Source organism: Clostridium sp. LXY-7 (assembly GCF_056172015.1).
The window spans coordinates 1,183,150-1,207,633 of the sequence record NZ_JBLLJL010000001.1 but is presented as its reverse complement, the minus strand read 5'-3'; the positions used below and the strand labels follow the sequence as shown (position 1 = coordinate 1,207,633).

At 29.8% G+C, this 24,484-nt stretch carries 26 protein-coding genes; all 26 read right to left on the bottom strand.

Annotated features, from left to right (window positions below):
• Nucleotides 1-7: 7 nt before the first annotated feature.
• The 26 genes from ACI48Q_RS05730 to rimO all read right to left on the bottom strand — a co-directional run bounded on the left by ACI48Q_RS05730 (nucleotide 8) and on the right by rimO (nucleotide 24,468).
• The gene (locus ACI48Q_RS05730; RefSeq protein WP_474918083.1) at nucleotides 8-688 is read right to left on the bottom strand and encodes a TIGR03936 family radical SAM-associated protein; all 681 of its coding nucleotides are present in this window, start codon (nucleotides 686-688) and stop codon (nucleotides 8-10) included.
• Nucleotides 675-2,534, bottom strand: coding sequence for a TIGR03960 family B12-binding radical SAM protein (locus ACI48Q_RS05725; protein WP_474918082.1), 1,860 nt, complete (start codon nucleotides 2,532-2,534; stop codon nucleotides 675-677). Before ACI48Q_RS05725 ends, ACI48Q_RS05730 begins: the two co-directional genes overlap by 14 nt.
• 101 nt (nucleotides 2,535-2,635) lie before the next feature.
• Nucleotides 2,636-3,475 (bottom strand): site-2 protease family protein, encoded by an 840-nt coding sequence (locus tag ACI48Q_RS05720; protein ID WP_474918081.1) that lies wholly within the window; start codon nucleotides 3,473-3,475, stop codon nucleotides 2,636-2,638.
• Between the two features lie 38 nt (nucleotides 3,476-3,513).
• On the bottom strand, nucleotides 3,514-4,263 hold the full coding sequence (locus ACI48Q_RS05715; protein WP_474918080.1) for a M23 family metallopeptidase: 750 nt from the start codon (nucleotides 4,261-4,263) through the stop codon (nucleotides 3,514-3,516).
• Between the two features lie 127 nt (nucleotides 4,264-4,390).
• A complete protein-coding gene (gene mgsA / locus ACI48Q_RS05710; RefSeq protein WP_474918079.1) occupies nucleotides 4,391-4,759 on the bottom strand; it encodes a methylglyoxal synthase in 369 nt (122 codons plus the stop codon).
• Between the two features lie 11 nt (nucleotides 4,760-4,770).
• A complete protein-coding gene (gene rodA, locus ACI48Q_RS05705; RefSeq protein WP_474918078.1) occupies nucleotides 4,771-5,877 on the bottom strand; it encodes a rod shape-determining protein RodA in 1,107 nt (368 codons plus the stop codon).
• A gap of 78 nt (nucleotides 5,878-5,955) precedes the next feature.
• Nucleotides 5,956-6,222, bottom strand: coding sequence for a cell division topological specificity factor MinE (minE, locus tag ACI48Q_RS05700; RefSeq protein WP_474918077.1), 267 nt, complete (start codon nucleotides 6,220-6,222; stop codon nucleotides 5,956-5,958).
• A 2-nt stretch (nucleotides 6,223-6,224) separates the two neighbouring features.
• Nucleotides 6,225-7,037 (bottom strand): septum site-determining protein MinD, encoded by an 813-nt coding sequence (gene minD / locus ACI48Q_RS05695; RefSeq protein WP_474918076.1) that lies wholly within the window; start codon nucleotides 7,035-7,037, stop codon nucleotides 6,225-6,227.
• Between the two features lie 14 nt (nucleotides 7,038-7,051).
• The gene (minC, locus tag ACI48Q_RS05690; RefSeq protein WP_474918075.1) at nucleotides 7,052-7,684 is read right to left on the bottom strand and encodes a septum site-determining protein MinC; all 633 of its coding nucleotides are present in this window, start codon (nucleotides 7,682-7,684) and stop codon (nucleotides 7,052-7,054) included.
• A gap of 111 nt (nucleotides 7,685-7,795) precedes the next feature.
• The gene (locus ACI48Q_RS05685; RefSeq protein WP_474918074.1) at nucleotides 7,796-10,675 is read right to left on the bottom strand and encodes a penicillin-binding transpeptidase domain-containing protein; all 2,880 of its coding nucleotides are present in this window, start codon (nucleotides 10,673-10,675) and stop codon (nucleotides 7,796-7,798) included.
• A 6-nt stretch (nucleotides 10,676-10,681) separates the two neighbouring features.
• Nucleotides 10,682-11,176, bottom strand: a complete 495-nt coding sequence (gene mreD / locus ACI48Q_RS05680; protein ID WP_474918073.1) for a rod shape-determining protein MreD — start codon at nucleotides 11,174-11,176, stop codon at nucleotides 10,682-10,684.
• Nucleotides 11,177-11,181: 5 nt separating this feature from the next.
• Nucleotides 11,182-12,027 carry a rod shape-determining protein MreC gene (gene mreC / locus ACI48Q_RS05675; RefSeq protein WP_474918072.1) on the bottom strand — a complete coding sequence of 282 codons (846 nt, stop codon included), beginning with the start codon at nucleotides 12,025-12,027 and terminating at the stop codon, nucleotides 11,182-11,184.
• A gap of 1 nt (nucleotide 12,028) precedes the next feature.
• Nucleotides 12,029-13,039 carry a rod shape-determining protein gene (locus tag ACI48Q_RS05670; protein WP_474918071.1) on the bottom strand — a complete coding sequence of 337 codons (1,011 nt, stop codon included), beginning with the start codon at nucleotides 13,037-13,039 and terminating at the stop codon, nucleotides 12,029-12,031.
• A gap of 19 nt (nucleotides 13,040-13,058) precedes the next feature.
• A complete protein-coding gene (gene radC / locus ACI48Q_RS05665; protein WP_474918070.1) occupies nucleotides 13,059-13,745 on the bottom strand; it encodes a RadC family protein in 687 nt (228 codons plus the stop codon).
• A 12-nt stretch (nucleotides 13,746-13,757) separates the two neighbouring features.
• Entirely contained in the window at nucleotides 13,758-14,333 is a 576-nt protein-coding gene (locus ACI48Q_RS05660) for a Maf-like protein (RefSeq protein WP_474918069.1), read from the bottom strand.
• Between the two features lie 9 nt (nucleotides 14,334-14,342).
• Nucleotides 14,343-14,603 carry a DUF4321 domain-containing protein gene (locus ACI48Q_RS05655; RefSeq protein ID WP_474918068.1) on the bottom strand — a complete coding sequence of 87 codons (261 nt, stop codon included), beginning with the start codon at nucleotides 14,601-14,603 and terminating at the stop codon, nucleotides 14,343-14,345.
• A 193-nt stretch (nucleotides 14,604-14,796) separates the two neighbouring features.
• Nucleotides 14,797-15,516, bottom strand: coding sequence for an SPOR domain-containing protein (locus ACI48Q_RS05650; protein WP_474918067.1), 720 nt, complete (start codon nucleotides 15,514-15,516; stop codon nucleotides 14,797-14,799).
• Between the two features lie 130 nt (nucleotides 15,517-15,646).
• Nucleotides 15,647-16,117: a hypothetical protein gene (locus ACI48Q_RS05645; protein WP_474918066.1), complete on the bottom strand. Its 471-nt coding sequence runs from the start codon at nucleotides 16,115-16,117 to the stop codon at nucleotides 15,647-15,649.
• A gap of 86 nt (nucleotides 16,118-16,203) precedes the next feature.
• Nucleotides 16,204-17,181 (bottom strand): tyrosine-type recombinase/integrase, encoded by a 978-nt coding sequence (locus ACI48Q_RS05640; protein ID WP_474918065.1) that lies wholly within the window; start codon nucleotides 17,179-17,181, stop codon nucleotides 16,204-16,206.
• Between the two features lie 45 nt (nucleotides 17,182-17,226).
• A complete protein-coding gene (locus ACI48Q_RS05635; RefSeq protein ID WP_474918339.1) occupies nucleotides 17,227-17,475 on the bottom strand; it encodes an HPr family phosphocarrier protein in 249 nt (82 codons plus the stop codon).
• Between the two features lie 43 nt (nucleotides 17,476-17,518).
• Nucleotides 17,519-18,712 (bottom strand): pyridoxal phosphate-dependent aminotransferase, encoded by a 1,194-nt coding sequence (locus ACI48Q_RS05630; RefSeq protein WP_474918064.1) that lies wholly within the window; start codon nucleotides 18,710-18,712, stop codon nucleotides 17,519-17,521.
• A gap of 296 nt (nucleotides 18,713-19,008) precedes the next feature.
• Nucleotides 19,009-19,269: a stage V sporulation protein S gene (locus tag ACI48Q_RS05625; protein WP_017414479.1), complete on the bottom strand. Its 261-nt coding sequence runs from the start codon at nucleotides 19,267-19,269 to the stop codon at nucleotides 19,009-19,011.
• A gap of 221 nt (nucleotides 19,270-19,490) precedes the next feature.
• Nucleotides 19,491-21,041, bottom strand: coding sequence for a ribonuclease Y (gene rny, locus ACI48Q_RS05620; protein WP_474918063.1), 1,551 nt, complete (start codon nucleotides 21,039-21,041; stop codon nucleotides 19,491-19,493).
• A gap of 287 nt (nucleotides 21,042-21,328) precedes the next feature.
• Nucleotides 21,329-22,390 carry a recombinase RecA gene (recA, locus tag ACI48Q_RS05615; protein WP_474918062.1) on the bottom strand — a complete coding sequence of 354 codons (1,062 nt, stop codon included), beginning with the start codon at nucleotides 22,388-22,390 and terminating at the stop codon, nucleotides 21,329-21,331.
• Nucleotides 22,391-22,549: 159 nt separating this feature from the next.
• Nucleotides 22,550-23,092, bottom strand: coding sequence for a CDP-diacylglycerol--glycerol-3-phosphate 3-phosphatidyltransferase (pgsA, locus tag ACI48Q_RS05610; protein ID WP_474918061.1), 543 nt, complete (start codon nucleotides 23,090-23,092; stop codon nucleotides 22,550-22,552).
• A gap of 47 nt (nucleotides 23,093-23,139) precedes the next feature.
• A complete protein-coding gene (gene rimO / locus ACI48Q_RS05605; protein ID WP_474918060.1) occupies nucleotides 23,140-24,468 on the bottom strand; it encodes a 30S ribosomal protein S12 methylthiotransferase RimO in 1,329 nt (442 codons plus the stop codon).
• Between the last annotated feature and the right edge of the window lie 16 nt (nucleotides 24,469-24,484).

The following is a 24,484-nucleotide window of genomic DNA, read 5'->3' as shown; positions in this document are numbered from 1 at the left end:
TGCCTTACTAAAAAAACTTATAAAGAGGTACTAATTTCTTGTCTTTAAGACCATACATCTCCATTCTTTCTATATCCACAAAAGCATCTTTATCTATTTCCTCTATTTTCTCTTTTATAAACTCACTCAGTAGATTTGGAGATAAGTTTTCTCTACTTCCACAGGCAATTATTGTATCTATCTTAATTTTAGATTCATCTATAGCATATTTTAATTCCCTAACTAAGGATTTTATGTCTACTTCCTTTTCTCCTGACTTACTTTTTTTAATTATATTCCACTCTGGTAACTTCATGATAGTATCCATATCTGGGATCATATTGTCTTTTAACTTAAGATTAATTACATACTTTGCTCCATCAATAGCAGCCATTGATTGTGGTGACTTTTTATTTTCTATCTTCTCTACTTTTATTACCTCTAAAAACTTTATTCCATCAACAGTATTTTTCTTTAATTTTTCAAGTATAAAATTTCCTTCTAAATCTTCCACTAATACTATATCCATGTATTCACCCTGAGAATACACCCCAACTGAAAGAGGTTGAGCTATTGATATAGTCATATGTGGATTAAATCCTTTAGAATATTCAATTGGAAGCTTTGCTCTTCTTATTATTCTTTGAATAGTTCTCATTAAATCTAGATGAGATATAAATTTTATTTCACTTTCCTTAGTGTATTTCACTAAATAACGCACCTTCAAAACACTTCCCTTCCTTAAAGCTAGAATTTATCCCGCAAGCTGAGCATTGTTGTCTACAATCTTGTGTAACTATAGCTTCTTTAGCTTTTTCATTTTCACTCATTAAGAATTTTTTAGAAACACCTATATCAATGAAATCCCAAGGAAGTATTTCTTCATAACTTCTTTCCCTATAAGCATAGAAATCTCCATCTATACCGCATTCCTGTAAAGCTTCCATCCAAATATCAAAGCTAAAGTATTCTGCCCATCCATCAAATCTAGCACCCTTTTCAAATGCTTTTATTAACACTTCTGAAAGTCTTCTATCTCCTCTAGAAAATACTGCCTCCATATAACTAAGCGGAGTTTCATGCCAATTATAACTTATAGCTTTGCTCTTTATAGTATTCCTAAGATTAGATATTTTTTCTCTTACCTCAGGCATTCTATCCATAGGTGCCCACTGGAATGGGGTGAATGGCTTTGGTACAAAAATAGAAGTACTTACAGTAACTCTCAATCCTCTCTTCCTTATATTTTTAGGCACTTCAAAATATTGATCTACAACCTTCTCTGCTAGTTCTCCTATTCCTATAACATCTTCAATAGCTTCGTATGGAAGACCTATCATAAAGTATAATTTAATTGTTGACCACCCTGCTTGAAATGCACTTTTTGAAGAATCCATTAAGTTTTCTTCAGTGACTCCTTTATTAATTATATCCCTCATTCTTTGAGTTCCAGCTTCTGGTGCAAAGGTTAATCCAGTTTTTCTAACCTTTTGTATTTCTTTTATCAAATCTACTGCAAATGAATCTATTCTTATGGAAGGTAGTGAAACACCAACCTTATCCTTTTCATATTTCTCTACAATAGAGGCTATAAGATTTTGTATATCCGAATAATCACATATACTTAGTGAGGTTAATGAAACCTCCTCATATCCTGTGTTTTGTATAAGTGTATCTAATTTTTCTAAAAGCTCTGGAGTTTTCTTTTCTCTAACTGGTCTATATATCATTCCTGCTTGACAAAATCTACAGCCTCTAGTACATCCTCTAAAGGTCTCCAAAGTTATTCTATCATGAACTATTTCTGTATATGGAACTATTAATTTATCTGGAAATATGCTTTTATTTAAATCTGTAATTATTCTCTTCTTTACAGTTTTAGGAACATCCTCATACTTAGGCTTAAACTCTCTTATAGTATTATCTTCTTTATATGTCACATCATATAGACTTGGAACATAAACCCCTTGTATTTTACAAGCAGCTCGTAAAAATTCTTCTTTACATTTACTCTTCATATTTATATATAAATCTAATATTTCATTTATTACATCTTCACCTTCACCTAAAACTACCATATCCACTATACCACTTAAAGGTTCTGGATTATAAGCACAAGGTCCTCCAACCATTACTATTGGATATTCCTCACCTCTATCCTTAGCTCGCATAGGAATGCTACTCATACTAAGCATGTTTAATATATTAGTGTAACTCATTTCATATTGCAGAGTAAATCCTAAGAAATCAAATTCTTTAAGTGAATCCCCGGTTTCTAAGGTTCCTAATGGAATATTATTCTCTCTTAAAAGTTTTTCCATATCTGGCCATGGAGCGAAACATCTCTCACAGAAAGTATCCTTTCTACTATTTAAAACATGATAAAGTATCTTTGTTCCCAGATGTGACATGGCAACTTCATATACATCTGGAAAACAAAAGGCATATTTTACATCTACTTTTGATTTATTTTTATTATAAGAATTGAATTCTCCACCTATATATCTAGCTGGCTTTTCAACTTTATAAAGAATATCATCTGAAATTCTGTTCATTTTACAGATCCTCCTTAAGTTAATTCAATTACCTATTTTATCATAAGGTACACATATTGAAAACTACTAACCTACTAAGAGTTATTAATATAGTGCTATATTTACAGTAATAATTCCTCTGCAGTTATGTTTCCTAGTTCCTTTAAGCCATTTAATACCTCTTCTTCATATAGTATTCCTACTATCTCCATTTTTTCATCTAATACTGTAAATACATTATATTTATTTTTATCTACTAATTCAATTAATTGCAGCAATGTAAGTTTATAGTATACTGATACACTCTTATTTTCAATATATCCTCTATTTATAAGTTTTTCCTTTTTCTTAATAATATAGCCCATAATTATATATGCTATCCTCCTCTTCTCTCTATAGGAAGTAAGTAATATAAACGTAGAAAAAAATAATAAATCTAGATTTATTACTTTTTTTACTCCTCCTACTATCAAAAATAATAATAATAAAATATACCCTAAAATAATGCTTATATTTAATGATATTAGATTGGCTTTTTTAAATATAATTCTACTACACAAAATATCTCTCAAAATTCTTCCACCATCTAGTGGGAATGCTGGGATAAGATTAACTATACCCACAACTATATTATATAAAGCAAACTCTTTTAAAAATCCACTTTTAGAATATAAATTTATACTGTAACATACAATTGCAATAAAAAAATTTCCCATTGGTCCACTTAGAGATATAATCAAATCCTCTCTAGGAGAAGCTTCATCTAAATCTTTTACCTTTAATGAAGTACCAATAGGAAAAATATCTATGGTAAAACCTGAGAATCCTAAAATTTTTGCGGTAATCAAATGTATCGTTTCATGAATCATTATTATTATAAATCCTAATAGTATATTTTTCTTAAATCCAATTATTAATAGAACTACTATATATGGTATTAAGTATCTGCTTATTTTAACCAATAATGACCTCCAAAAAATTGCTGTATAATATTATATTTTTAGTACAATAACCATTCACTAGGTTGTAAATTCTCCCCCATATAGAACAATTCTATATAAAACATATGATCTTCATTAGAATTTCCATTAATCTGCCCTATAAATTGACCTTTCTTTATTGGTTCTCCTTCTTTTACATAGACAGTATCCAAATTTCCATAAGCCATTTCTATTCCTTCTCCATAATCTATAATTAATTTACTACTCTCTTTATTATTTATATTTTTCACTCTTCCCTGTGTAGATGCTTTTATTTCTAAATTATTTTCTGTTTTTATAAAAAACTTACTATCATCTTCATAACTATTGTAATTATCAATAGTATCAATTGGTGGTAAATAGTTATCTCTAATGTAGTCTATTTTTTTCTCTCCAATTTTTATGAAATCTTCTATAATATAAAATACCTCTGCTACATTTTCCTTAGTCAAATTTTTCTCTCCCCAAAATCCATTTTCTATATATTTTAATGCATTTATATATATAGGCGTGGTATATTCCCCAGGAAATATTTTTGTTCCTATCAAGGTCACTATAATTAAAGTAACTGCTATAAGCTGCCCTACAAGTATATTTACAAATCTCTTATCCCAAAAATTTAAAAAGATAATAAAATTAAACTTACTACTATTAGTATGATGAGTCATACCTTTACTAGTATAATTATGTGTACTCTTTTTCTTCTGTAAAGAATTACTACTTTTTATAGATGAATAATATTTTTTATAATAATCATCATAATATCCCATATTTATCACTCTTTCTATGTTTTTATAATAAATATATATTATGCTATTTTAAATTTATGATTATATATTTACATATATACTTAGCTTTGAAAATAAAAAAGTTCAGCGAATGCTGAACTTTTACTTATTATCTATTCTTTAATGCTTTCATTACTACCTCTGCAGTACCTAAGTTAGTTGCTAGGGGTATACAATGTACATCACAAAGTCTTATTAATGCTGTGACATCTGGTTCATGGGGCTGAGCAGTAAGTGGATCTCTTAAGAAGATTATAATATCCATCTCTCCCTGAGCTAGTTTAGAACCTATTTGTTGATCTCCACCAAGGGGCCCAGATAAAAATCTATATACCTCAAGCCCTACATGCTCAGTTATAAGCTTTCCTGTAGTCCCAGTTCCATATAATTCATGCTTCTCTAGAACAGACTTATATCTTGTTGCAAAATCAATCATATCATCTTTTTTCTTATCATGAGCAATTAATGCTATCCTCATTTAAACCCCTCCTAAAAATTAATCTTCTTTCTTCTCATACCTATGTTTATAACTAAAGCTAATGAAATAAAATTCGTTAACATTGAACTTCCTCCATAACTTACAAAAGGCAATGTTATTCCTGTGATTGGCATTATTCCTATATTCATTCCAACATGCTGTATTATTGAAAATAGTGTAGAAGCAACTATTCCTATAGATATAACACTTCCTGCTATATCCTTAGCTGTCTTAGCTATGTTTATAAGTTTATATAAAAGTATACCATAGAGGGTCATTAAGAATAAAGCACCTAATAGTCCCCATTCTTCTCCAATAACTGCAAAGATAAAATCTGTATGATTCTCTGGTATAAATTTATATTGCTTTCCATTCATAAAACCTAATCCAAAAATACCACCTGCACCTATTGCTATTCTAGATTGTATAAGCTGCAATCCATAGCTAAGTTCATATTTTTCTGGGTTCATAAATGAAATTAATCTTCCCTTCCAATAAGTTGGCATTATAGATGAATTCCAAATGGCAACTATAGCTAAAAATATAGTTGTAAGTCCACCTATTATTATCTTCCAGTCTAAATTAGCAACTACTACTATACCAAGCATAATAAAGAAAGATACCATTGTAAGTCCCATATCAGGTTGACTAACGATTAATATCATAGGTATAGCTGCATAAAATACAACCTTCAAGAAGTTTTTTACATTATTTATATTTCCTTCACAATCTTGTATTACTTTCGCTACCATCAATATCATACCTATTTTAGCAAATTCTCCTGGCTGTATGGCCCTCTGTCCTATACTTATCCATCCAGTAGCACCATTAACAGCACTACTGAAGATATTATTAATTAAGAGTAATATTACAGATGACCAATATATCATAGGTGCATAATTTAATATTTGTATGTAATCAACAGATAGTATTATATATGTAGTTACAAGTCCTATTATCATCCAGAAAAATTGTAGCTTTGCGTAATGAAAACCTATAGCACTATATATGTTCACTATACCGAAGGCAATAATTAAACATACTACAGCTATAATTGTAAAATCAATATGTTTTATTAGTTTATTGTTAACTTTAAAGTTTTTCAGAAATTTCAACATAATTATCCCTCCAACACATTTATGATTATATCAATAACTAAAAAAAAAAGCTATGACAAACATAGCTTTCAATTAAAATTATCTATTTTTTAACTTTTTAATTGGTATGCTAGCAATTAATGCTGGAGATCCACCTTCGAATTCTTCTGTCTTTGTAACCTTAACCTCTACCTCACCATCGTCAATTTCCACATATTTAGAAATCACCTTTAATAAATCTCCTTTAATATCATCAAGGAAGTCCGGTGAAAAATTAACTCTGTCATGAATAAGTATAAGCTTTAATCTATCTGTAGCCACATCTCTAGAAGAGGCTTTTCCAGAAAAAATTTTAAATATATCCATTCTTAACTTCTACCTCCGCCAAAAAATTTCCTTATTGTATCCATAAACCCTTTCTGAGAAGAAGATGTCGCTTTTAAGTCAATAAATGGTACTTCTTCACCTAAAATTCTCTTAGCTATGTTTTTAAATGCCATTCCTGCATATGCTGAGCTATCAAGAACTATAGGCTCTCCTCTATTTGTGGATATAGTGACCTTTCTATCATCAGGAACTACTCCTAAAACCTTAATTGCTAAACATTCTTTTATATCTTCAACCCCAAGCATATCTCCATTTTTAGTCATTTCAAAATTAGTTCTATTAACAATTAATTCTTGTCTATCTATACCTTTAGCATCCAGTTTTCCTATAACTCTATCTGCATCTCTTACAGATGTAATTTCTGGATTCACTACAACAATCGCCCAATCTGCACCAACTACAGCATTTTCAAAACCTTGCTCTATACCAGCTGGACAATCAAGGAGAACATAGTCAAATTCTTGTTTTAATTCATTGACTAATTTTAACATTTCATTAATATCTACATCACCCTTGTCTCTTGTTTGAGCTGTTGGTAATAAGAATAAATTACTAAATCTTTTATCCTTTATTAACGCTTGCTTCAATCTGCATTTTCCCTCTATTACATCTAAAAGTGTAAATACAACTCTATTCTCTAATCCCATAAGTACATCTAAATTTCTAAGTCCAGTGTCTCCATCTATAACTACTACTTTTTTATCCATAGATGCTAATGCTGTGCCTATATTAGCTGTAGTTGTTGTCTTTCCTACTCCGCCTTTCCCCGATGTTATAACTATAGCTTGTCCCATCATCTATACCTCCATTAAATATATTTGTTTACCAAATATGGTTCAACTACTATATTGCCATTTCTAATCTTTGCTAATTCTGGGTAAATTGGCTTTTCCATATCTTCAGGTGATCTAGTTATTACATGAGCTATTTGCATTATCTGTGGTACTAGCATAAATGCTGCTATGATTGCTTTATCATTACCATTAGTGCCTGCATATACACATCCCTTTATACTTCCTAGCACAATTATATTACCAGCAGCATATACCTCCGCTCCTGGATTTATATCTCCAATAACTACTAAATTACCAGAATACTCAAATTTTTGACCACTTCTAATAGTCTTCCTTATGAATTTGGTTTTTCCCTCATTTACCCCATTAAAAATTTTTTTACTTCGTTCTTTGCTATCTTCAAAAATACAATCCCTTATAAGTAACTCATCAAAAAGTATATCCTTTATCTTTCTTAAATCTTTGTTATCAATTTGCTTTACATCAGTGGTTATTCTTATTACTGATCCTCTGTAAAATTTTTTACTATAGGATAACTTTTTAATTAAACTTTCAGTCATCTCTTCAATATTTGAAAACTTATTTATATCTATAAATATATTTAGTCCTTCCTTATTCCCTTTAAATATTATCCTATCACCTTGCATATGTACCCTCCACATAGTGAGATATTTAAACTATTTCAACATTTTTATCAAAAATCCTTCTTTAAACATGAATAATATTCAAAAAATAACAAGTGGATGCCCACTTGTTACTTATCTCTGTTGATTTTGAAGAGATTCATTACCTTCTGCTGAATTATTTATTGTCTCTTCTTCTTTTTTAAGATTTTCATATTTAAATTTATATGAAGGATTAATCTTTTTAATTTCTTCTTTAAAATATTCTTCAAAAATAGCCTTTGCTACAGCTCCACTATTTTGACTTCCATCAAATATTATAGAACATACTACAATTTCAGGATCATCATAAGGGGCGAATCCTAGATAGACTCCTGCTGCTGCTCTTCCAGTAGCATCATATAAATCTTCATTTATAATATCAGATGTACCAGTTTTTCCTCCATTACTAATAGGAAAATTTTTAAATACACTTGCAGCTGTTCCTGATTCTCCCTGAGTAACATCCTTCATACCTTTTTTAACTAACTCTATATTTTTTTCATCAAAATCTACCTTGTCTATAAGTTTAGGTTGAAAATCTTCTATAACTTCCCCAGTTGCAGAATCTATAATTTTATCCACCAGCTGAAGCTCATATCTATTTCCTCCATTAACTAAAGTAGCAATGTAACTTGCAAGTTGTAGCGGAGTAAAATAGTTCTGTCCTTGACCTATAGCTGCATCGTATGCATTAGCTGCAGAATTTATATAAGTTCTAGCATCATTTATGGAGTAATACATAGCTAAAGCAATATTCTTTATATCTTTGGTTGTATAATTTTTAGCTTTTAAACTTTCATTTGAATCTATTACATCTTTTATTAGCTTCTGAAGAAGAGATAACATTTCTTCTTCTGACTTTCTTTTATCAGCTTTCATTTCATCTTTAATAGAATCTACTAGAATTTTCTTTTTATCATTGGTTGCTCTTATTTGCTCTATCTCTTTAGCATTACCTTTCTCCTCTTGTTGAGTTATATCAAAAGGTTGATAATGCTTTGCAGGATTCATAGAACTTATTCCAGCATTTAAATACTCCACTAATGTGCTAACATACTGATTAGTAAGACTCTTTTTACTTGATTCATAATTATAAACTTGACCAAAATTCTCCGATATCTCTATTCCTGTACTCGCTTCAATATCACTTCCCGTTGGTACTCCTAAACCTAATTTCCATGCATATTCAGCAATAAAATCTAAAGCCTCTGTAGTTCCCCCAGTCTTATCATATAATCTATCTGCTACATCATAGAAAAAATAGTTACATGAAACTTCTAATGCTCCCGATACATTTATAGATCCATGAGATCCTCTTCTTTGGTTATAAATCCAACAAGCTCCTTTATAATCGCTATATCTTTTATTATAAGGACCTGAATCCCTTATTAGAGTACTTCCATTAATAACACCCTCTTCTAACCCTGCGATGGCTGTCACCGGTTTAAAAGTAGATCCTGGTGGTACTAAAGATGATGTAGCATAGTTATACAAAGGTTTAGGAAATATATCATACTTATCTTCTCTAGTCTTTGTATCTCCCTCTGTAGATTTAGCTATTGGGAAAATTTTATCTAAAACTATCTTTGTTCTTTCTTCATAACTTAATGTACTTAATTGTTTTTCATCTAATATTCCACTCTTGTTAGCAAGACCCCTCCTTTTTATATATTCCAAACCCATCTTTTCTAAATCAGTATTAAAATATTCCTGTGATAACTCAGGTGTTAATTTCCCAGGTATTGTAAAAACATTCGGATCGTACCCAGGTCTACTAACTAATGATAATACTTCTCCGGTCTTAGCATTTAAAACTACTGCCGCTCCTCTAGTTGCATTAGTTGAATCTGTAAATTGTTGCTTCCCTTCTTTTTGCAGTTCCTTCATTGTGTCATCTAATGCCTGTTCAGCAACTCTTTGAAGATCCATGTCTATATTAAGTTGAACTGTTTTACCTGCATAAGACTCTACCTCTCCTAAGGTTTTAACTTTTCTACCTTGTTTATTTATCTCTATGCTTTCTTGACCTTTAATGCCTTTTAAATATTCTTCGAAAGCAGATTCTATACCCGTTTTCCCTACATAATCCGAGCTTATGTCATATCCTTTTTCTTCATATTTCTCTTTTTCCCAAGAATTTATTTTAGATATATATCCTAAAAAAGATGAACCTAAATCATCATTTGGATAGAATCTTATAGGTTGTGTATCAACTGTAATTCCTGGTAAATTAGGTTGTAGTTGTTCAAATTCAAATGCAGTTTCTTTATCTAAGTTATTTGATATAGTTACTGGTGCATATCCTGTAAACCTTTGTATTGCTATATTATCCTTAACTATTAGGTACTTTCGCTGCTCTTCCATAGATAATTCATAATAACTATCTATACCATAATCTTTAATAAGTTTTTTTAGAGCATCCTCAGCAGAAATTTGTAAAAGCAACTCATCCACTTGTTTTTTTTGACTCTCCGTCAAGTCATCACTTTTTTTACCAGAAAAGTTTTTATTTATAACTTCTTCTTCAAATCCTCTATCTTTTTTAAATCTAAGTTCCATCCATCTTTTACTTTCTTCGTCATCAGTCTTAAAGTTATATTCAATTTTTCCATCGTTAAAAACTATAGGAAATTCATCTATTATAGGTATGTTTTTTTTATCTAATATTTCAAATACCTTCGTAATAGTTGGATAAAAATATTTTTTACTTTCTTCTGTTTCACTAAACATTAGTGCATAACTTTGCTTACTTGTAGCAAATACTTCTCCATTTTTATCTATAATATCTCCTCTAGCTGCAACGGTGGAAACATTTTTATATTTTTTTCTATTTGATTGCTCTCTATATTCATCTACCATTACTACTTGTAAATACAACAATCTAGCTATTATAACAGCAAATACTAAGCCCATAGAGATAAAAAACACATTAAATCTTGAAAAATTTTTTTTATCTTTTTTCTTTTTTTCCATAACTTATTAAAATCTCCATTCCTTTTTTATAGCTTTCGTTTCACTGAATTTAAAAGTAATTTTATATATAAACATAGCTAAAATCATGTCATAAATAGCTCTATAAAAAATTACTGGCAAATTTCCACTCTTCATTTTTGTTAGATATAAAATACCAAAAGCCATAAATCCTTTTAATATGCTTAAAGAAAAAGTGGAGATAACAGGAATTATGGATTTCTCTTTAAATATGCTATTTCCTATTTTAGCACCTAAAATACAAACTAACATATTAGTAAGCATATTAATTCCAATTAAATTTGAAAAATATAAATCTTGAAAAGCTCCTGCTAATATTGAAATAATTATAGCTTCCTTATATCCATTAATAATAGAATATGAGACTATAAATACAAATAGTATACTTGGATATACGTAATTTATTGAGAAAAATGGAATTAATGAATTGTCTAAAATTAAAAGAGATATTACTATTAGAAATAAATAAATTGACTTTTTCATATAAGCTAATATTTTACCTCTCTTTTATTTTCAGGCACAATTATTAGTAATTCTTCAAGTTTATTGAAGTCTACCACAGGTTTAATAATAGCAGTTTTTGTTACTGCTGCCTTATCTTCACTAACATCTAAAACGGTTCCTATTTTAATACCTTTTGGGTATACACGACCTAATCCTGAGGTCATTATTGTATCTCCCTCGGATATTTTAGAGTTTATTGATAATCCTGCTATTTGTGCTAAGAATTTATCCTCATTCCCTTTATAACCTTTTACTATACCATCACTTTCTTCCGTACTTAACACGAATCCAGCAACAGCAACATTTTCATTACAAAGAGATTGCACAATACCCCAATCATTTCCTACAGATGTGACTTGACCTACAAGTCCCTCACCTACAACTGCGATCATGCCCTTTTTTATTCCATCTTTTTCTCCTCGATTAATTATATATCCATCTAAAAAATTACTTCCACTTATACCTAATACATTGGCCCCTACATAGGTATACTCATCATTTTCTTGAGTAAAATTAAGCATTTTTCTAAGCTTTTCATTTTCTTTTCTTAAAAGATCATTTTGAGTAGCACTAAATTCCATCTCTTTATTCTTTTTCACTAACTCATCATTTTCTTTTTTTATGTCGTCTATATTTAATATAAAACCCACAGAATCTTTTATCTTATTTCCTAATTTATAAATCACACCTTGAACAGAATTTATAGCAGTTCCCACTCCATTTTCCACAAAAGACATCTTTTCTTTTTGCACTGAGTAGCCAATTAAAAATATGAAGAAAAGTGACAGTACAACGATAATTACTGCCAACTTATTTTTAAACATCTTCATTTTATCTTCTTCTACTAATTACATCTACATTATCTAATGCTTTTCCTGCTCCTATGGCAACACAGTCTAATGGAATTTCTGCTATGTTAACTGGCATGTGAGTTTCATTGTTAATTAATTCATCTAATCCTTTTAATAATGCTCCTCCACCAGTCAGCATTATTCCTTTATCCATAATGTCCGCTGCTAATTCTGGTGGTGTTTTTTCTAATGTAGTTTTTATCGCATCAATTATTGAATAAACAGGTTCACTTAGTGCTTCTCTCACTTCTGATTCACTAATTTCAACAACTTTTGGTAATCCACTAATAAGATCTCTACCTCTAATTTGCATTTTATTATCTTCTTCACCTAAATCAAATGCTGAACCTAGTTCTATCTTTACACTTTCTGCTGTTCTTTCACCTATCATTAGATTATATTGTTTCTTTATGTACGCTATTATGGCTTGATCCAACTCATCTCCAGCTATCCTTAAAGACATGCTAGTCACAATTCCTCCAAGGGATATAATTGCTACTTCTGTTGTACCGCCTCCTACATCTACTATCATACTTCCTGTTGGTTCATTTACTGGAAGTCCTGCTCCAATAGCTGATGCCATTGGTTCTTCTAATAAAAATGCTTCTCTAGCTCCAGCGCTTTTTGTTGCTTCTTCTATAGCTCTCTTTTCAACCTCAGTAACTCCTGACGGAAAACATACAACTATTCTTGGACTCTTAAATGCATTTTTTGCTCCTACCTTTTCAATAAAATGCCTAATCATTTTCTCTGTAACATCAAAATCTGCTATAACACCATCCCTCATCGGTCTTATAGCTACTATATTTCCAGGTGTTCTACCAATCATTTGTTTAGCTTCATTTCCTACTGCTAATACCTTTCCAGTATTTTTATTTATAGCTACAACCGATGGCTCTCTTAGTACTATACCTTTACCTTTTAAATATACTAAAGTATTAGCTGTACCTAAATCTATTCCCATGTCTCTAGAACTTCCAAATAATCCCATTAAAAAATCTCCTTTCAATCTATAAAAAACCTTTTTCTTTAAAACTTATATAATTTATATCTCCGACTATTATATGATCTAAAACTTCTATTCCTAATAACTTTCCACATTCTTTTAATCTATTTGTAATGTCTATATCTTCTTTACTTGGCGTAGGATCTCCTGAAGGGTGATTATGACACAATATTACAGATGAACTACTGTTCTTTATAGCTTCTAGGAATACTTCTCTAGGGTGAACAATTGAACTGTTTAAACTTCCCATCGAAATGTCTTTTAAAGATATCACTATATTTTTAGTATTCAACATAATTAACTTAAAATACTCTTTTTTTAAACTTTTCATCTGAGGAATAATATATTCTGCCACATCTTTTGGACATGTTACTTTTAACTGTCGTCCTGATTCAAAGGAATTAAATCTCTTAGAAATTTCTGCTAGTGCTAAGATTTGAGTTGCTTTAGCTTCTCCTACTCCTTTTATGTCTCTTAACTCATTAAATGATAAATTAAGTAACCCATCTATGCCTCCACCACAAGTTATCACTCTATTGCATAGATTCACTGCATTTTCACTTTTACTACCAGTTCTTAAAATTATAGCTAAAAGTTCTGAATTATTCAGCACATCAGCACCAAACTTTACAAGTCGCTCCCTTGGTCTTTCATTAATTGGTAAATCTTTAATCCTAAATTTTTCTTCCATTTTAAAACTCCTTTATAGATTTACCCCCATATCCCTTAACAACAAATACAGCCCATTTAAAGAAAGTCCCATAACATTATAGTAACAACCACAGATGTGCTCCACAAAAACTGCTCCTCCATCTTGTATACCATAAGCTCCAGCCTTATCCATAGGCTTTTCTAATCTTATATACTTTAAAATCATCTCTTCTGATAAATCCATAAATTTCACTTTAGTACATAAGGATTTTCTAATAACTTTATTACTAACTGTATGAATTAATGTAATTCCAGAATAAACTTCATGAGTTTTTCCGCTTAAAGCTTTTAACATTGCAAAAGCTTCTTTTTCATCCTTTGGCTTGCCAAGAATTTTACCTTCAAAAAAAACTATAGTATCGCATCCAATTATTATAGATGGTTCCTTAATTCTTTCAACTACTTCTCTAGCTTTTCCTTCCGCTAAATCACACACATATTCTTCTATGTTCCCGGAATAAATTACTTCTTCTTCATTGAAATTACTAGCTATAATTTGAAAATCCTTTGTAAGCCTCTCTAAAAGTTCACTTCTTCTAGGAGATGCAGATGCAAGTACTAAGTTCATAAATGCCTCCTAAGACTTTTTATATAATATTATTGCCAATATAACTCCTACAATAGACATTATATTTAAATTTAAACCTAATCCAAAAGTTATTTCTAGAACTTTTAAATCTAAAACAAGTGGATTTTGTAATCCAACAAAATATGATTTTCCTAAAAAATTTACTTTTGTAAAATAATTAGCTAAAATCTCCCCCAAAAAACTTCCAGAAATAGCACCTAACAATGTAATAAATGCGTATTCCCTAGTTTTTTTTAAACCACTTCCCATAAATTATCCCCCAATATATAAATTCTATATACTATAGACTTTACATCTTATATAGTTTAACACTTAATATTTTTTTACACAAGAGCATAAAATATTTTTAAAAATTTTTTTATAAAATAAGTGTATAATATAGCTTATAACATAGAAATAACACCATCTATGTACTAAATATAACAAATGGTGTTATTTTATGTTAACTATTTTTGAATTTAATTAATTTTTCATATACAAGACTTCTTCCTTCTTGAACCTGTTTATCACCTTTTTTAATTTTATCTGGTAAATTATTCACGTATTCTTTTAGTTGTTGAACTTCTGAATAATGCTTCATAGTTTCATCTATAGGATCAAGACTCTGTGTCCACTTTTTTAACTCTCCAGTGTTCACATATTCTATTTGTGACTCATATACCTTGTTAATCACTTGCAACACACTATCTGTAATTTTACACAGCTGTCCTGTAGATAGATCTTCATAAATTATATTTATAGGAATTCTAGTACTATCAATACTCTTTTCCTTTAAGTTTTCACATATCTTTTTACTCTGCTCTTCTGTGTATATTCCGAAATATACTTTATATAATTCTCCTTGTTGCTCTGTTATAGGTTCTCCTAAATTTGAAAGTTTTTTCACAACCTCCTCAGCATTTTCTTTTACTTTAAATACTCCACATTGTACTAAATAAAGTTTATAATCTCCAGTAGTTGTTTTATTACCTTTCTCTTCTACTATAGATGTATCTATCTCTTGCTTCTTGTCATTGTCAATAGCTCCATGTCTAAACAAAAACTTGGATCCTATAGTCCCTAATATTACTGCAATAATCAACGTTACTCCAAAATACAAAAGAGATGCTCCCATATTCTTTTTACTTTTCTTATTCTTAATATCATATCTTGTGTACTTCATCTTATCCCCCCTATACTAAACCTATATTCAGTTTTATAGGTCTAATAAATTATATAGTTGTACTTTCGTTTTTATTACAGTTTTATAAAAGAAAAAATCGGCATTTATTACCGATTTTTCAAATAGCTTATCAATACATTAAAGTTAATCTTATTACTCTCTTTATAAACTTCTTAGCCTTAACATATGGTATACCATTTAATTCTAAGAATTTAAAAATCCCTGGATTATTGCATTCTATATCTCTTAATATTTTTTCTACCATAGAATATTCTTCTAAATTATTATCATAGTCACGTTCATTCTCTGTTCCTGAAAGTCCTCTATCTTCTTTTATTAAATTATCTTTATTCTGCTCTACATATACATCTATTTTCTCGTCATCTTCTTCATCATATAAACTTTTATTTTTTACAGGTGAAGATTCTTCCAATGAATTTACTTCTAGAGTAACCCCTCTTTGAATAGCAGCATTTAAATTACTTCCTGGCATTGTTCCAAGCATACCACAAGTGCATATAAAATCTTTCATCTCTTGGGGCATTGAATTATATGTCATTGGTGCTAAGGGTATAAAATCATACTCATTATCAAAACCCATAATATACCTCCATTTTATTTTCAATAACTACAATAAAATGTATGCATATTATTATAAATACATTCCAAAAATTTATAAAACTTTTTCTATATTATATCTATATTATCTCCTGGGTTATTTTTAAGCTTATCAATAGAATGAATATATCTATTAGTAGTCGATATATTTCTATGAGCTGCAAACTCCCTTACCTTTTCTATTGTTGCACCATTAGTTATAGCTAGAGTTATAGCTGTATGTCTTGTGGAATGCACCTTTATTTTTTTATCTATCCCCGCATTAATACAAACCTTTTTAATCATGTAGTTTAAAGTACTTGCATCTAATTTTTTTCTATTGTTATTATTTGTTGAATGACCAATAAATAAATAATCATCACTATTTACATCTTTATCTCTCGCAGTTTCTCTTAAGTACATTTCTATTAATTCTAATACCTTTGGTTGAAGTTTCACTAAATCTCTCTTACCGCCTTTTCTGGTAACCTCAATAACTTCAAATTCTCCATATTTTTTTATATTACCTATTTTTATATTTATAATTTCAGATTTTCTTAGTGCTGTAGTAAAAGCTAAGGAAAGTATAGCTTTATTTCTTAACCCCAATACAGTGTTGGTTTTTATACTCTCTAATAGTTTTTTACACTCATCTTTCGTAAGAAATTCTGTGTCTTTATTATTTACTGTAGGTTTTTCTTCTTTAACGTTACCAAAAGGATTATATTTTATAAGCTGAAAATCAGTGTAATTATCTTCATATTTCATAAGCCACTTATAAAGTGCACTTAAACTTGAAATTTTTCTATTTATTGTAGCTGAAGATAAATTTTTATCCTGCAATTCCATTATAAAACTTTGTACTTGAAATATATTCACTCTTTTTATATCATCTAGTGTTATCATATCTACACAATTTACATTAAAAAAGTCCTTAATATCTCTTTCATAGCTAATAGCTGTATATTTACTTTTAGTTCCTTTAATGGTTAAAAAATATTTTATAAAGTGCATATCTTTAGGAAATTGGATCTGATTACACTTTTTTGAAATTATAATATCGCTCAAATCTAACCCTCCTAAATTAAATAAAAGAACTGCATTTAGCAGTTCTTATTTTAATCCTTCTATAAGTTTAATTAGTTCTTTTAAAGCATATTCTTCATCAGTTCCCTTAGTTATAATCTTAATAGTATATCCTTGATTTACTCCTAAAGATAACACCCCTATTAAACTTTTAGCATTTGCGCTTTTTCCATTACACTCAATGGTAACATCTGACTTAAAAATTGTGGACTTCTGTACTAACAAAGTAGCTGGCCTAGCATGAAGTCCTTGTGGACTATTTATAGTAATATCCATCGATACCACGGTGTATCACCTCTTTTTTTGATTTTTTATTTGATTACTTTATAGTATTTACAAATTTTTCGATTCTATCTAATCCATTTTTAATATTTTCTATAGATGTTGCATAAGAAAGTCTTATAAATTCATCTACTCCAAAAGCTATTCCTGGTATTACTGCTACTTTTTCCTTTTCTAGTAACAAATCACTAAATACAAGTGAATCTTTTATTATTGAACCATCTACTTCTTTATTTAACACTTTAGATATGTTTACCATAACATAGAATGCACCTTCTGGCTTTATACATGATAAATTATCTATAGCGTTAATTCGTTCAACCATATAGTCTCTTCTATTTTTAAATTCCACTTTCATTCTTTCAACTTCACTTTGATCACCATTTAATGCCTCTACAGATGCATATTGTGAAATTGAACATGGATTAGATGTAGTATGACTTTGAATGTTAGACATAAGCTTTGTTATCTTTTCACTACTTGCAGCATATCCTATTCTCCATCCTGTCATTGCATAAGCTTTTGAAACTCCATTTATTACTATAGTTCTGTTATAAGCATCTTCTGATAAACTAGCTATAGAAATATGTCCATTCTCTCCATATAAAAGTTTTTCATATATTTCATCAGAAATTATAAATATATCTTTATTTTTTGAAAAATCAGCTAATGCTTGTAGCTCTTCTCTAGTATATGCTGTTCCAGTAGGATTATTAGGACTATTAATTACTATAGCTTTAGTATTTTTTGTTACTACTTTCTCTAATTCTTCTACAGTTATTTTAAAATTATTCTTTTCCTCAGTATGAACATATACAGGAACGCCATCCGCTAATTGAACTAATTCTGGATAACTAACCCAATAAGGTGCTCCTATTATAACCTCATCTCCAGGATTTAATATAGCTTGAAATATGTTAGCTAAGCATTGTTTTGCTCCAGTAGAAATTACTATTTGAGAAGTTTTATACTCTAAACCATTATCATTTTTTAGCTTATTAACTATAGCTTCTTTTAACTCAATAATTCCTGAAGCTGCAGTATATCTTGTAAGACCTTCTTGCATTGCTTTTATTGCTGCTTCCTGTATGTTTTTTGGAGTGTTGAAATCTGGTTCTCCTGCTCCAAAACCTATTACGTCAATTCCTTCAGCTTTCATCTTTTTAGCTTTAGCTGTTATTGCCAATGTTAATGATGGTGAAATTCCCATTGCTTTTTTTGATAGTATCATTATGAGTACCCCCAGTAATTTTATTATTAATCAACATTATTTTTTAAATAAATAAAAATTTTCATAACATAAAATCCCATTATTTATTTAAATTGCAATATTTAAATTTTATACACATATGAATTTTGACTTTCATTATTTATTTTAATGAAATATATTCTTCATAATTCAATAATAACACTTCTATTAATCAGTGTAAATAATGAAGTTATAAATTTACTATTTTATACCTTATGTATGAATATTGTTAATAAAAAAGTAAAGAACTTTAATGCTCTTTACTTATGCTATTTAAATTATTTAGGTTGTACTATTAATCTGATGGCTGTTCTTTCTTCACCATCAATTTCAATATCTGTAAAAGCTGGTATACATACTAAGTCAACTCCACTTGGTGCCACAAAACCTCTAGCTATTGCTACGGCCTTAATAGCTTGATTTATTGCTCCAGCACCAATAGCTTGTATTTCAGCTCCTCCTTTTTCTCTTAATACCCCCGCTAGTGCACCTGCTACAGAATTTGGACTTGATTTTGCTGAAACTTTTAATACCTCCATATTAAACCTCCTAATATAAATTCATAGTATATTTATAATCTATCTATTATTGCACATATTATTAATTCTACATAAATATTAAAAATCCTCTAAATTTTTTAACAAATTACTAATAAAAATGTAATATTCAACAAAATCTATTATTTACTGTACAATTTATAAGTTTAAACAAATATAAAAAACCTCCTAAAAAGGAGGTTTCTTTCTTATTCATTAATATTCTATTTTGCATACTCAATTGCACGAGTTTCTCTAATTACATTAACTTTGATTTGTCCAGGATATTCAAGTTCACTTTCAATCCTCTTAACAATATCCCTAGCCACCTCAATAGTTCCTGAATCATCAATTTCTTCTGGTTTAATCATAATTCTAATTTCTCTTCCAGCCTGAATGGCATATGACTTTTCCACACCTTCATAAGAATTTGCGATTTCTTCTAATTTTTCTAATCTTTTAATATATGCCTCTAAAGTTTCTCTTCTTGCACCTGGTCTTGCTGCAGAAATAGCATCTGCTGCTTGAATTAATATAGCCTCTATAGATTGTTGCTCTACATCACCATGATGTGAAGCTATTGCATTTACAACCACAGCTGACTCATGATACTTTTTAGCAATTTCAGCCCCTATAAGTGCATGTGGTCCTTCAACTTCATGATCAACAGCCTTACCTATATCATGTAATAATCCACACCTTTTAGCTAAGGTAGGATCCATACCTAATTCTGATGCCATAAGTCCAGCTAAATATGAAACTTCTATGGAATGTTTTAACACATTTTGACCATAACTAGTTCTATACTTTAATCTTCCTAGGAGTCTAATAATCTCACTATGAAGTCCATGAACTCCAGTTTCAAAAGTTGCTTGTTCGCCTTCTTCTCTTATATCATTATCTACATCTTTCTTAGCTTTTTCAACCATTTCTTCAATTCTTGCAGGATGAATTCTTCCATCAACAATTAGCTTTTCTAAAGCTATTCTTGCAACTTCTCTTCGAATAGGGTCAAATCCAGAAAGAATTACTGCTTCTGGGGTATCATCTATAATTAAATCAACACCAGTAAGAGTTTCAAGAGCTCTAATATTTCTACCTTCTCTACCTATGATTCTTCCCTTCATTTCATCATTCGGAAGAGAAACAACATGTACTGTAGATTCTGCTACGTGATCTGCTGCGCATCTTTGGATGGCATATGTTATAATTTCTCTAGCCTTTTTATCGGCTTCTTCTTTAGCTTTTGTCTCTACTTCTTTTATTAACATTGCAGTTTCATGTTTAATCTCTTTTCTAACCTCTTCTAATAAAAGCTTTTTAGCTTCTTCTGAAGTCAGTCCAGATACTCTTTCTAATTCTTCTCTTTCTTTATTATACAATTCTTGTATGCTGGCTTCTAACCTTTCAATTTCTTGTTGTTTTTTATTTAATGCCTCTTCTTTTTTCTCAATAACAATAGTCTTTTTGTCTAAAGTTTCTTCTTTTTGAAGATTTCTTCTCTCTAACCGTTGAATTTCATTTCTTCTTTCTCTTGATTCTTTTTCAAGATCAGCCCTCAATCTATGAACTTCTTCTTTAGCCTCAAGAATTGCCTCTTTCTTTTTAGATTCAGCCTCTTTTAACGCATCTTCTAATATCCTCTTTGATTTTTCTTCAGACTTAGATATATTGGCTTGAGATATATTTTTTCTTGTATAAATAACAACAAAAATTCCAACTAAAACAACAAGTATAACAACGCATATTAATATAGCAGTTTTATCTATACTCATTTTATTAACACCTCCTTTTGCTTATTATGTTATATCTATTTAAAATGTAAAATGAAAGCTAGAAAGGTGTCATATTTATTCAATTGGTAGCAATTATATTATGCTAAACCAGTATTTGTATTTATTTTATATTACTTTAACTTGTATGTCAAGTTAATCCTAGAATAGTGCAACTATAGAATATTTACATTATACATTAATTCTTATCATTATTATTATATATTATACTTTCTAGTTAAAAATAAAATCACTCTATGTAATTATTTAATACATAGAGTGATTATAGATTAATTATTTTTTGTTTCTTTAACTTCTTTAACTTCCTTTGCTTCTTTTGCCCCTTTAATATTCTCATTATAAAGAGGCAAATTATGTTTGGCTCTAATTTTATTTTCTATCTCTAGTCTAACTTCTCTATTCTCTTTAAAGAAATTTTTCGCATTCTCTCTACCTTGACCAAGCCTTGTATCTCCATAAGAAAACCATGCTCCACTTTTTTGAACAATTTCTTCTTTTACAGCTATGTCAAGCACATCTCCTTCTTTTGATATTCCCTCGCCATACATAATATCAAATTCTGCCTGTTTAAATGGAGGTGCTACTTTATTTTTAGTAATTTTCACTCTAGTTCTATTTCCTAGCACATCGTCTCCCTGCTTAATGGTATCTATTTTTCTTACATCCATTCTAACTGATGCATAGAATTTAAGTGCTCTTCCTCCAGAAGTGGTTTCTGGATTACCAAACATAACTCCAACCTTTTCTCTCAATTGATTTATAAAAATCGTTACACATTTAGATTTATTAATTGCTCCTGCAAGCTTTCTTAAAGCCTGAGACATAAGTCTTGCTTGAAGTCCTACATGAGAATCTCCCATTTCACCTTCAATCTCAGCCTTTGGAACTAGTGCTGCTACCGAGTCAATTACAATTACATCAATAGCTCCTGATCTAACTAATGCCTCTGCTATTTCAAGTCCTTGCTCACCTGTGTCAGGTTGAGATACTATTAAATTGTCAATATCAACGCCAAGCGCTTTCGCATAAACCGGATCTAAGGAATGTTCTGCATCAATAAATGCTGCAGCTCCTCCCGCTTTTTGAGCTTCCGCAACTATATGCAACGCAACTGTGGTTTTACCTGAAGACTCAGGTCCAAATATCTCCACTACCCTTCCTCTAGGTACACCACCAATTCCTAATCCAATATCTAACCCCAAACAACCTGTAGAAATAGACTCTAAGTTTAATATACTATTCTCTCCAAGTTTCATTATAGACCCTTTTCCAAACTGTTTCTCTATCTGTCCCATTGCAGCTTCTAAAGCCTTGATTTTATCATTATTCATAAAATCCCCTAAGGGTTCACCATCCTTCCATATCGAACGTTTGTTCTTACTATATTATATATCATTTACCACTGTTGGTCAACCATATAACAAGAAGTCCCTACAACTTGATACATAGGAACCTCTTACTATTTTTACCATTAAATACTTTTTTAATCACTATTCTCCCATATTTACAACTTTTTTTGCTTTTACAAAATAATCTACACCCGAAGCTATTGTTATAAGAGCAGCTATAATCATTGTCCATTGAGTTATACTTACTAACCAAGATATATTATGATTTAATACTAATAATCCTATTATTATGGCTATCATCTGAATCACTGTTTTTAGTTTTCCTAAGTTACTTGCAGCTATAACTACACCCTGTGATGCTGCTAAAGTTCTAAGTCCTGAAACTATAAATTCTCTTGCAATTATTATTACAACTATCCATGCTGATACTATTCCTTTTTCAACAAGAATTATTAAAGCTGATGTAACTAATAATTTATCTGCTAAAGGATCCATGAATTTACCAAAATTTGTTATTTCATTTCTACTTCTAGCTATGTATCCATCCAACTTATCAGTAATTGACGCTATTACAAATATAGCCAATGCTACATAATTCCCTATAATAGTATTAAACATGGCACATATTAAAAATACAGGTACCAATATCATCCTTAATACCGTAAGCTTATTAGCAAGATTCATCTTAACATCTCCTCTTCCAGATTTTAGGCATATAATACATATACCCTTTATATTTCTATAAATTCTCCTATTAAGTCATACTCTAAGGCATCAATTATTTTTACCCTAATAAATTGCCCTATATTTATAATTTTATCACACTTTATAAACACTTCTCCATCAATTTCTGGAGCCATTTCATAGCTTCTTCCTACATAAGTATGATCTTCTTTATCTTCTATTAATACTTCATATTCTCTTCCTAGTTTTTCACTATTTATTTTAGATGAAATTGACTGTTGAACTTCCATAAGTCTGTGATATCTAATCTGCTTAACCTCTTCATCTATTTGATTTTCCATTTCAGCAGCCACAGTTCCTTCTTCTTGGGAATAAGTAAACACTCCTAGCTTATCAAATTTTATCTCTTTAATAAATTCTACTAATTCTTTAAAATTTTCCTCTGTTTCTCCTGGAAATCCAACTATTATTGACGTTCTAAGGGTTATATTTGAGATAGCTTTTCTTAATTTTAATATATTTTCAGTAATAATCTTTTTTCTTCCTCTTCTTCTCATAGCCTTCAGTATATCATCACTTATATGTTGAATAGGAATATCTATATATTTGCATACTTTTTCATTATTTGCTATTTCCTCTATGATCTCATCTGTTAACTCTTCAGCATAACAATATAATAATCTTATCCATTTTATACTATTTATTTTAGATAATTCCTTTAGTAACTTATGGAGAATCTTTTCCCCGTATAAATCAACACCATAATTAGTTGTATCTTGAGCCACTAGGATTATTTCTTTATAACCATTAAGTGCTAATTGCTTAACCTCTAATAATATATCCTCCATAGGCCTACTTCTATATTTACCTCTTATTTTAGGTATAGCACAATAGGCACAAGCATTATCGCATCCTTCACCTATTCTTACATAGGCTGTTATCCCTCCTGTTGTTATTTCTCTCTTACCTATATTTATGTTTTCATCACTATAACTAGTAAAACAGCTCTTTTCTCCAGTTTTTAGAGCCTTTTCAATAGCTACATTTAATTTATCATAATCATTAACTCCCAAAACTATATCTAACTCTGGAATAAGTTCTTGAAGCTCACTTCCATATCTTTGAGTCAAACACCCTGTAGCAACTAACACTTTGCAAATTTTATTTTCTTTATATTTTGCCATTTGTAATATAATATCAATAGATTCTTGTTTTGAAGTCTCTATAAATCCACAAGTATTAATAAGTATTATATGTGCTTCTTCAGGGTTCATTACTAATTCATAACTTTCCTTTAAGTTACCTATAATTATCTCAGAATCAATTCTATTTTTATCACAGCCTAAATTAACTACGCCTACTTTAAATTTTTCCACTAATAATCCTCCACTT

What these genes read in the sequence shown, in the direction of transcription:
- ACI48Q_RS05725 (WP_474918082.1), bottom strand. Translation starts at nt 2,534, where the DNA reads ATGAACAGAATTTCAGATGATATTCTTTATAAAGTTGAAAAGCCAGCT.
- ACI48Q_RS05715 (WP_474918080.1), bottom strand. Translation starts at nt 4,263, where the DNA reads ATGGGATATTATGATGATTATTATAAAAAATATTATTCATCTATAAAA.
- mgsA (WP_474918079.1), bottom strand. Translation starts at nt 4,759, where the DNA reads ATGAGGATAGCATTAATTGCTCATGATAAGAAAAAAGATGATATGATT.
- rodA (WP_474918078.1), bottom strand. Translation starts at nt 5,877, where the DNA reads ATGTTGAAATTTCTGAAAAACTTTAAAGTTAACAATAAACTAATAAAA.
- minE (WP_474918077.1), bottom strand. Translation starts at nt 6,222, where the DNA reads ATGGATATATTTAAAATTTTTTCTGGAAAAGCCTCTTCTAGAGATGTG.
- minD (WP_474918076.1), bottom strand. Translation starts at nt 7,037, where the DNA reads ATGGGACAAGCTATAGTTATAACATCGGGGAAAGGCGGAGTAGGAAAG.
- minC (WP_474918075.1), bottom strand. Translation starts at nt 7,684, where the DNA reads ATGCAAGGTGATAGGATAATATTTAAAGGGAATAAGGAAGGACTAAAT.
- ACI48Q_RS05685 (WP_474918074.1), bottom strand. Translation starts at nt 10,675, where the DNA reads ATGGAAAAAAAGAAAAAAGATAAAAAAAATTTTTCAAGATTTAATGTG.
- mreD (WP_474918073.1), bottom strand. Translation starts at nt 11,176, where the DNA reads ATGAAAAAGTCAATTTATTTATTTCTAATAGTAATATCTCTTTTAATT.
- mreC (WP_474918072.1), bottom strand. Translation starts at nt 12,027, where the DNA reads ATGAAGATGTTTAAAAATAAGTTGGCAGTAATTATCGTTGTACTGTCA.
- ACI48Q_RS05670 (WP_474918071.1), bottom strand. Translation starts at nt 13,039, where the DNA reads ATGGGATTATTTGGAAGTTCTAGAGACATGGGAATAGATTTAGGTACA.
- radC (WP_474918070.1), bottom strand. Translation starts at nt 13,745, where the DNA reads ATGGAAGAAAAATTTAGGATTAAAGATTTACCAATTAATGAAAGACCA.
- ACI48Q_RS05660 (WP_474918069.1), bottom strand. Translation starts at nt 14,333, where the DNA reads ATGAACTTAGTACTTGCATCTGCATCTCCTAGAAGAAGTGAACTTTTA.
- ACI48Q_RS05655 (WP_474918068.1), bottom strand. Translation starts at nt 14,603, where the DNA reads ATGGGAAGTGGTTTAAAAAAAACTAGGGAATACGCATTTATTACATTG.
- ACI48Q_RS05650 (WP_474918067.1), bottom strand. Translation starts at nt 15,516, where the DNA reads ATGAAGTACACAAGATATGATATTAAGAATAAGAAAAGTAAAAAGAAT.
- ACI48Q_RS05645 (WP_474918066.1), bottom strand. Translation starts at nt 16,117, where the DNA reads ATGGGTTTTGATAATGAGTATGATTTTATACCCTTAGCACCAATGACA.
- ACI48Q_RS05635 (WP_474918339.1), bottom strand. Translation starts at nt 17,475, where the DNA reads ATGGATATTACTATAAATAGTCCACAAGGACTTCATGCTAGGCCAGCT.
- ACI48Q_RS05630 (WP_474918064.1), bottom strand. Translation starts at nt 18,712, where the DNA reads ATGATACTATCAAAAAAAGCAATGGGAATTTCACCATCATTAACATTG.
- ACI48Q_RS05625 (WP_017414479.1), bottom strand. Translation starts at nt 19,269, where the DNA reads ATGGAGGTATTAAAAGTTTCAGCAAAATCAAGTCCAAATTCTGTAGCA.
- rny (WP_474918063.1), bottom strand. Translation starts at nt 21,041, where the DNA reads ATGAGTATAGATAAAACTGCTATATTAATATGCGTTGTTATACTTGTT.
- recA (WP_474918062.1), bottom strand. Translation starts at nt 22,390, where the DNA reads ATGAATAATGATAAAATCAAGGCTTTAGAAGCTGCAATGGGACAGATA.
- pgsA (WP_474918061.1), bottom strand. Translation starts at nt 23,092, where the DNA reads ATGAATCTTGCTAATAAGCTTACGGTATTAAGGATGATATTGGTACCT.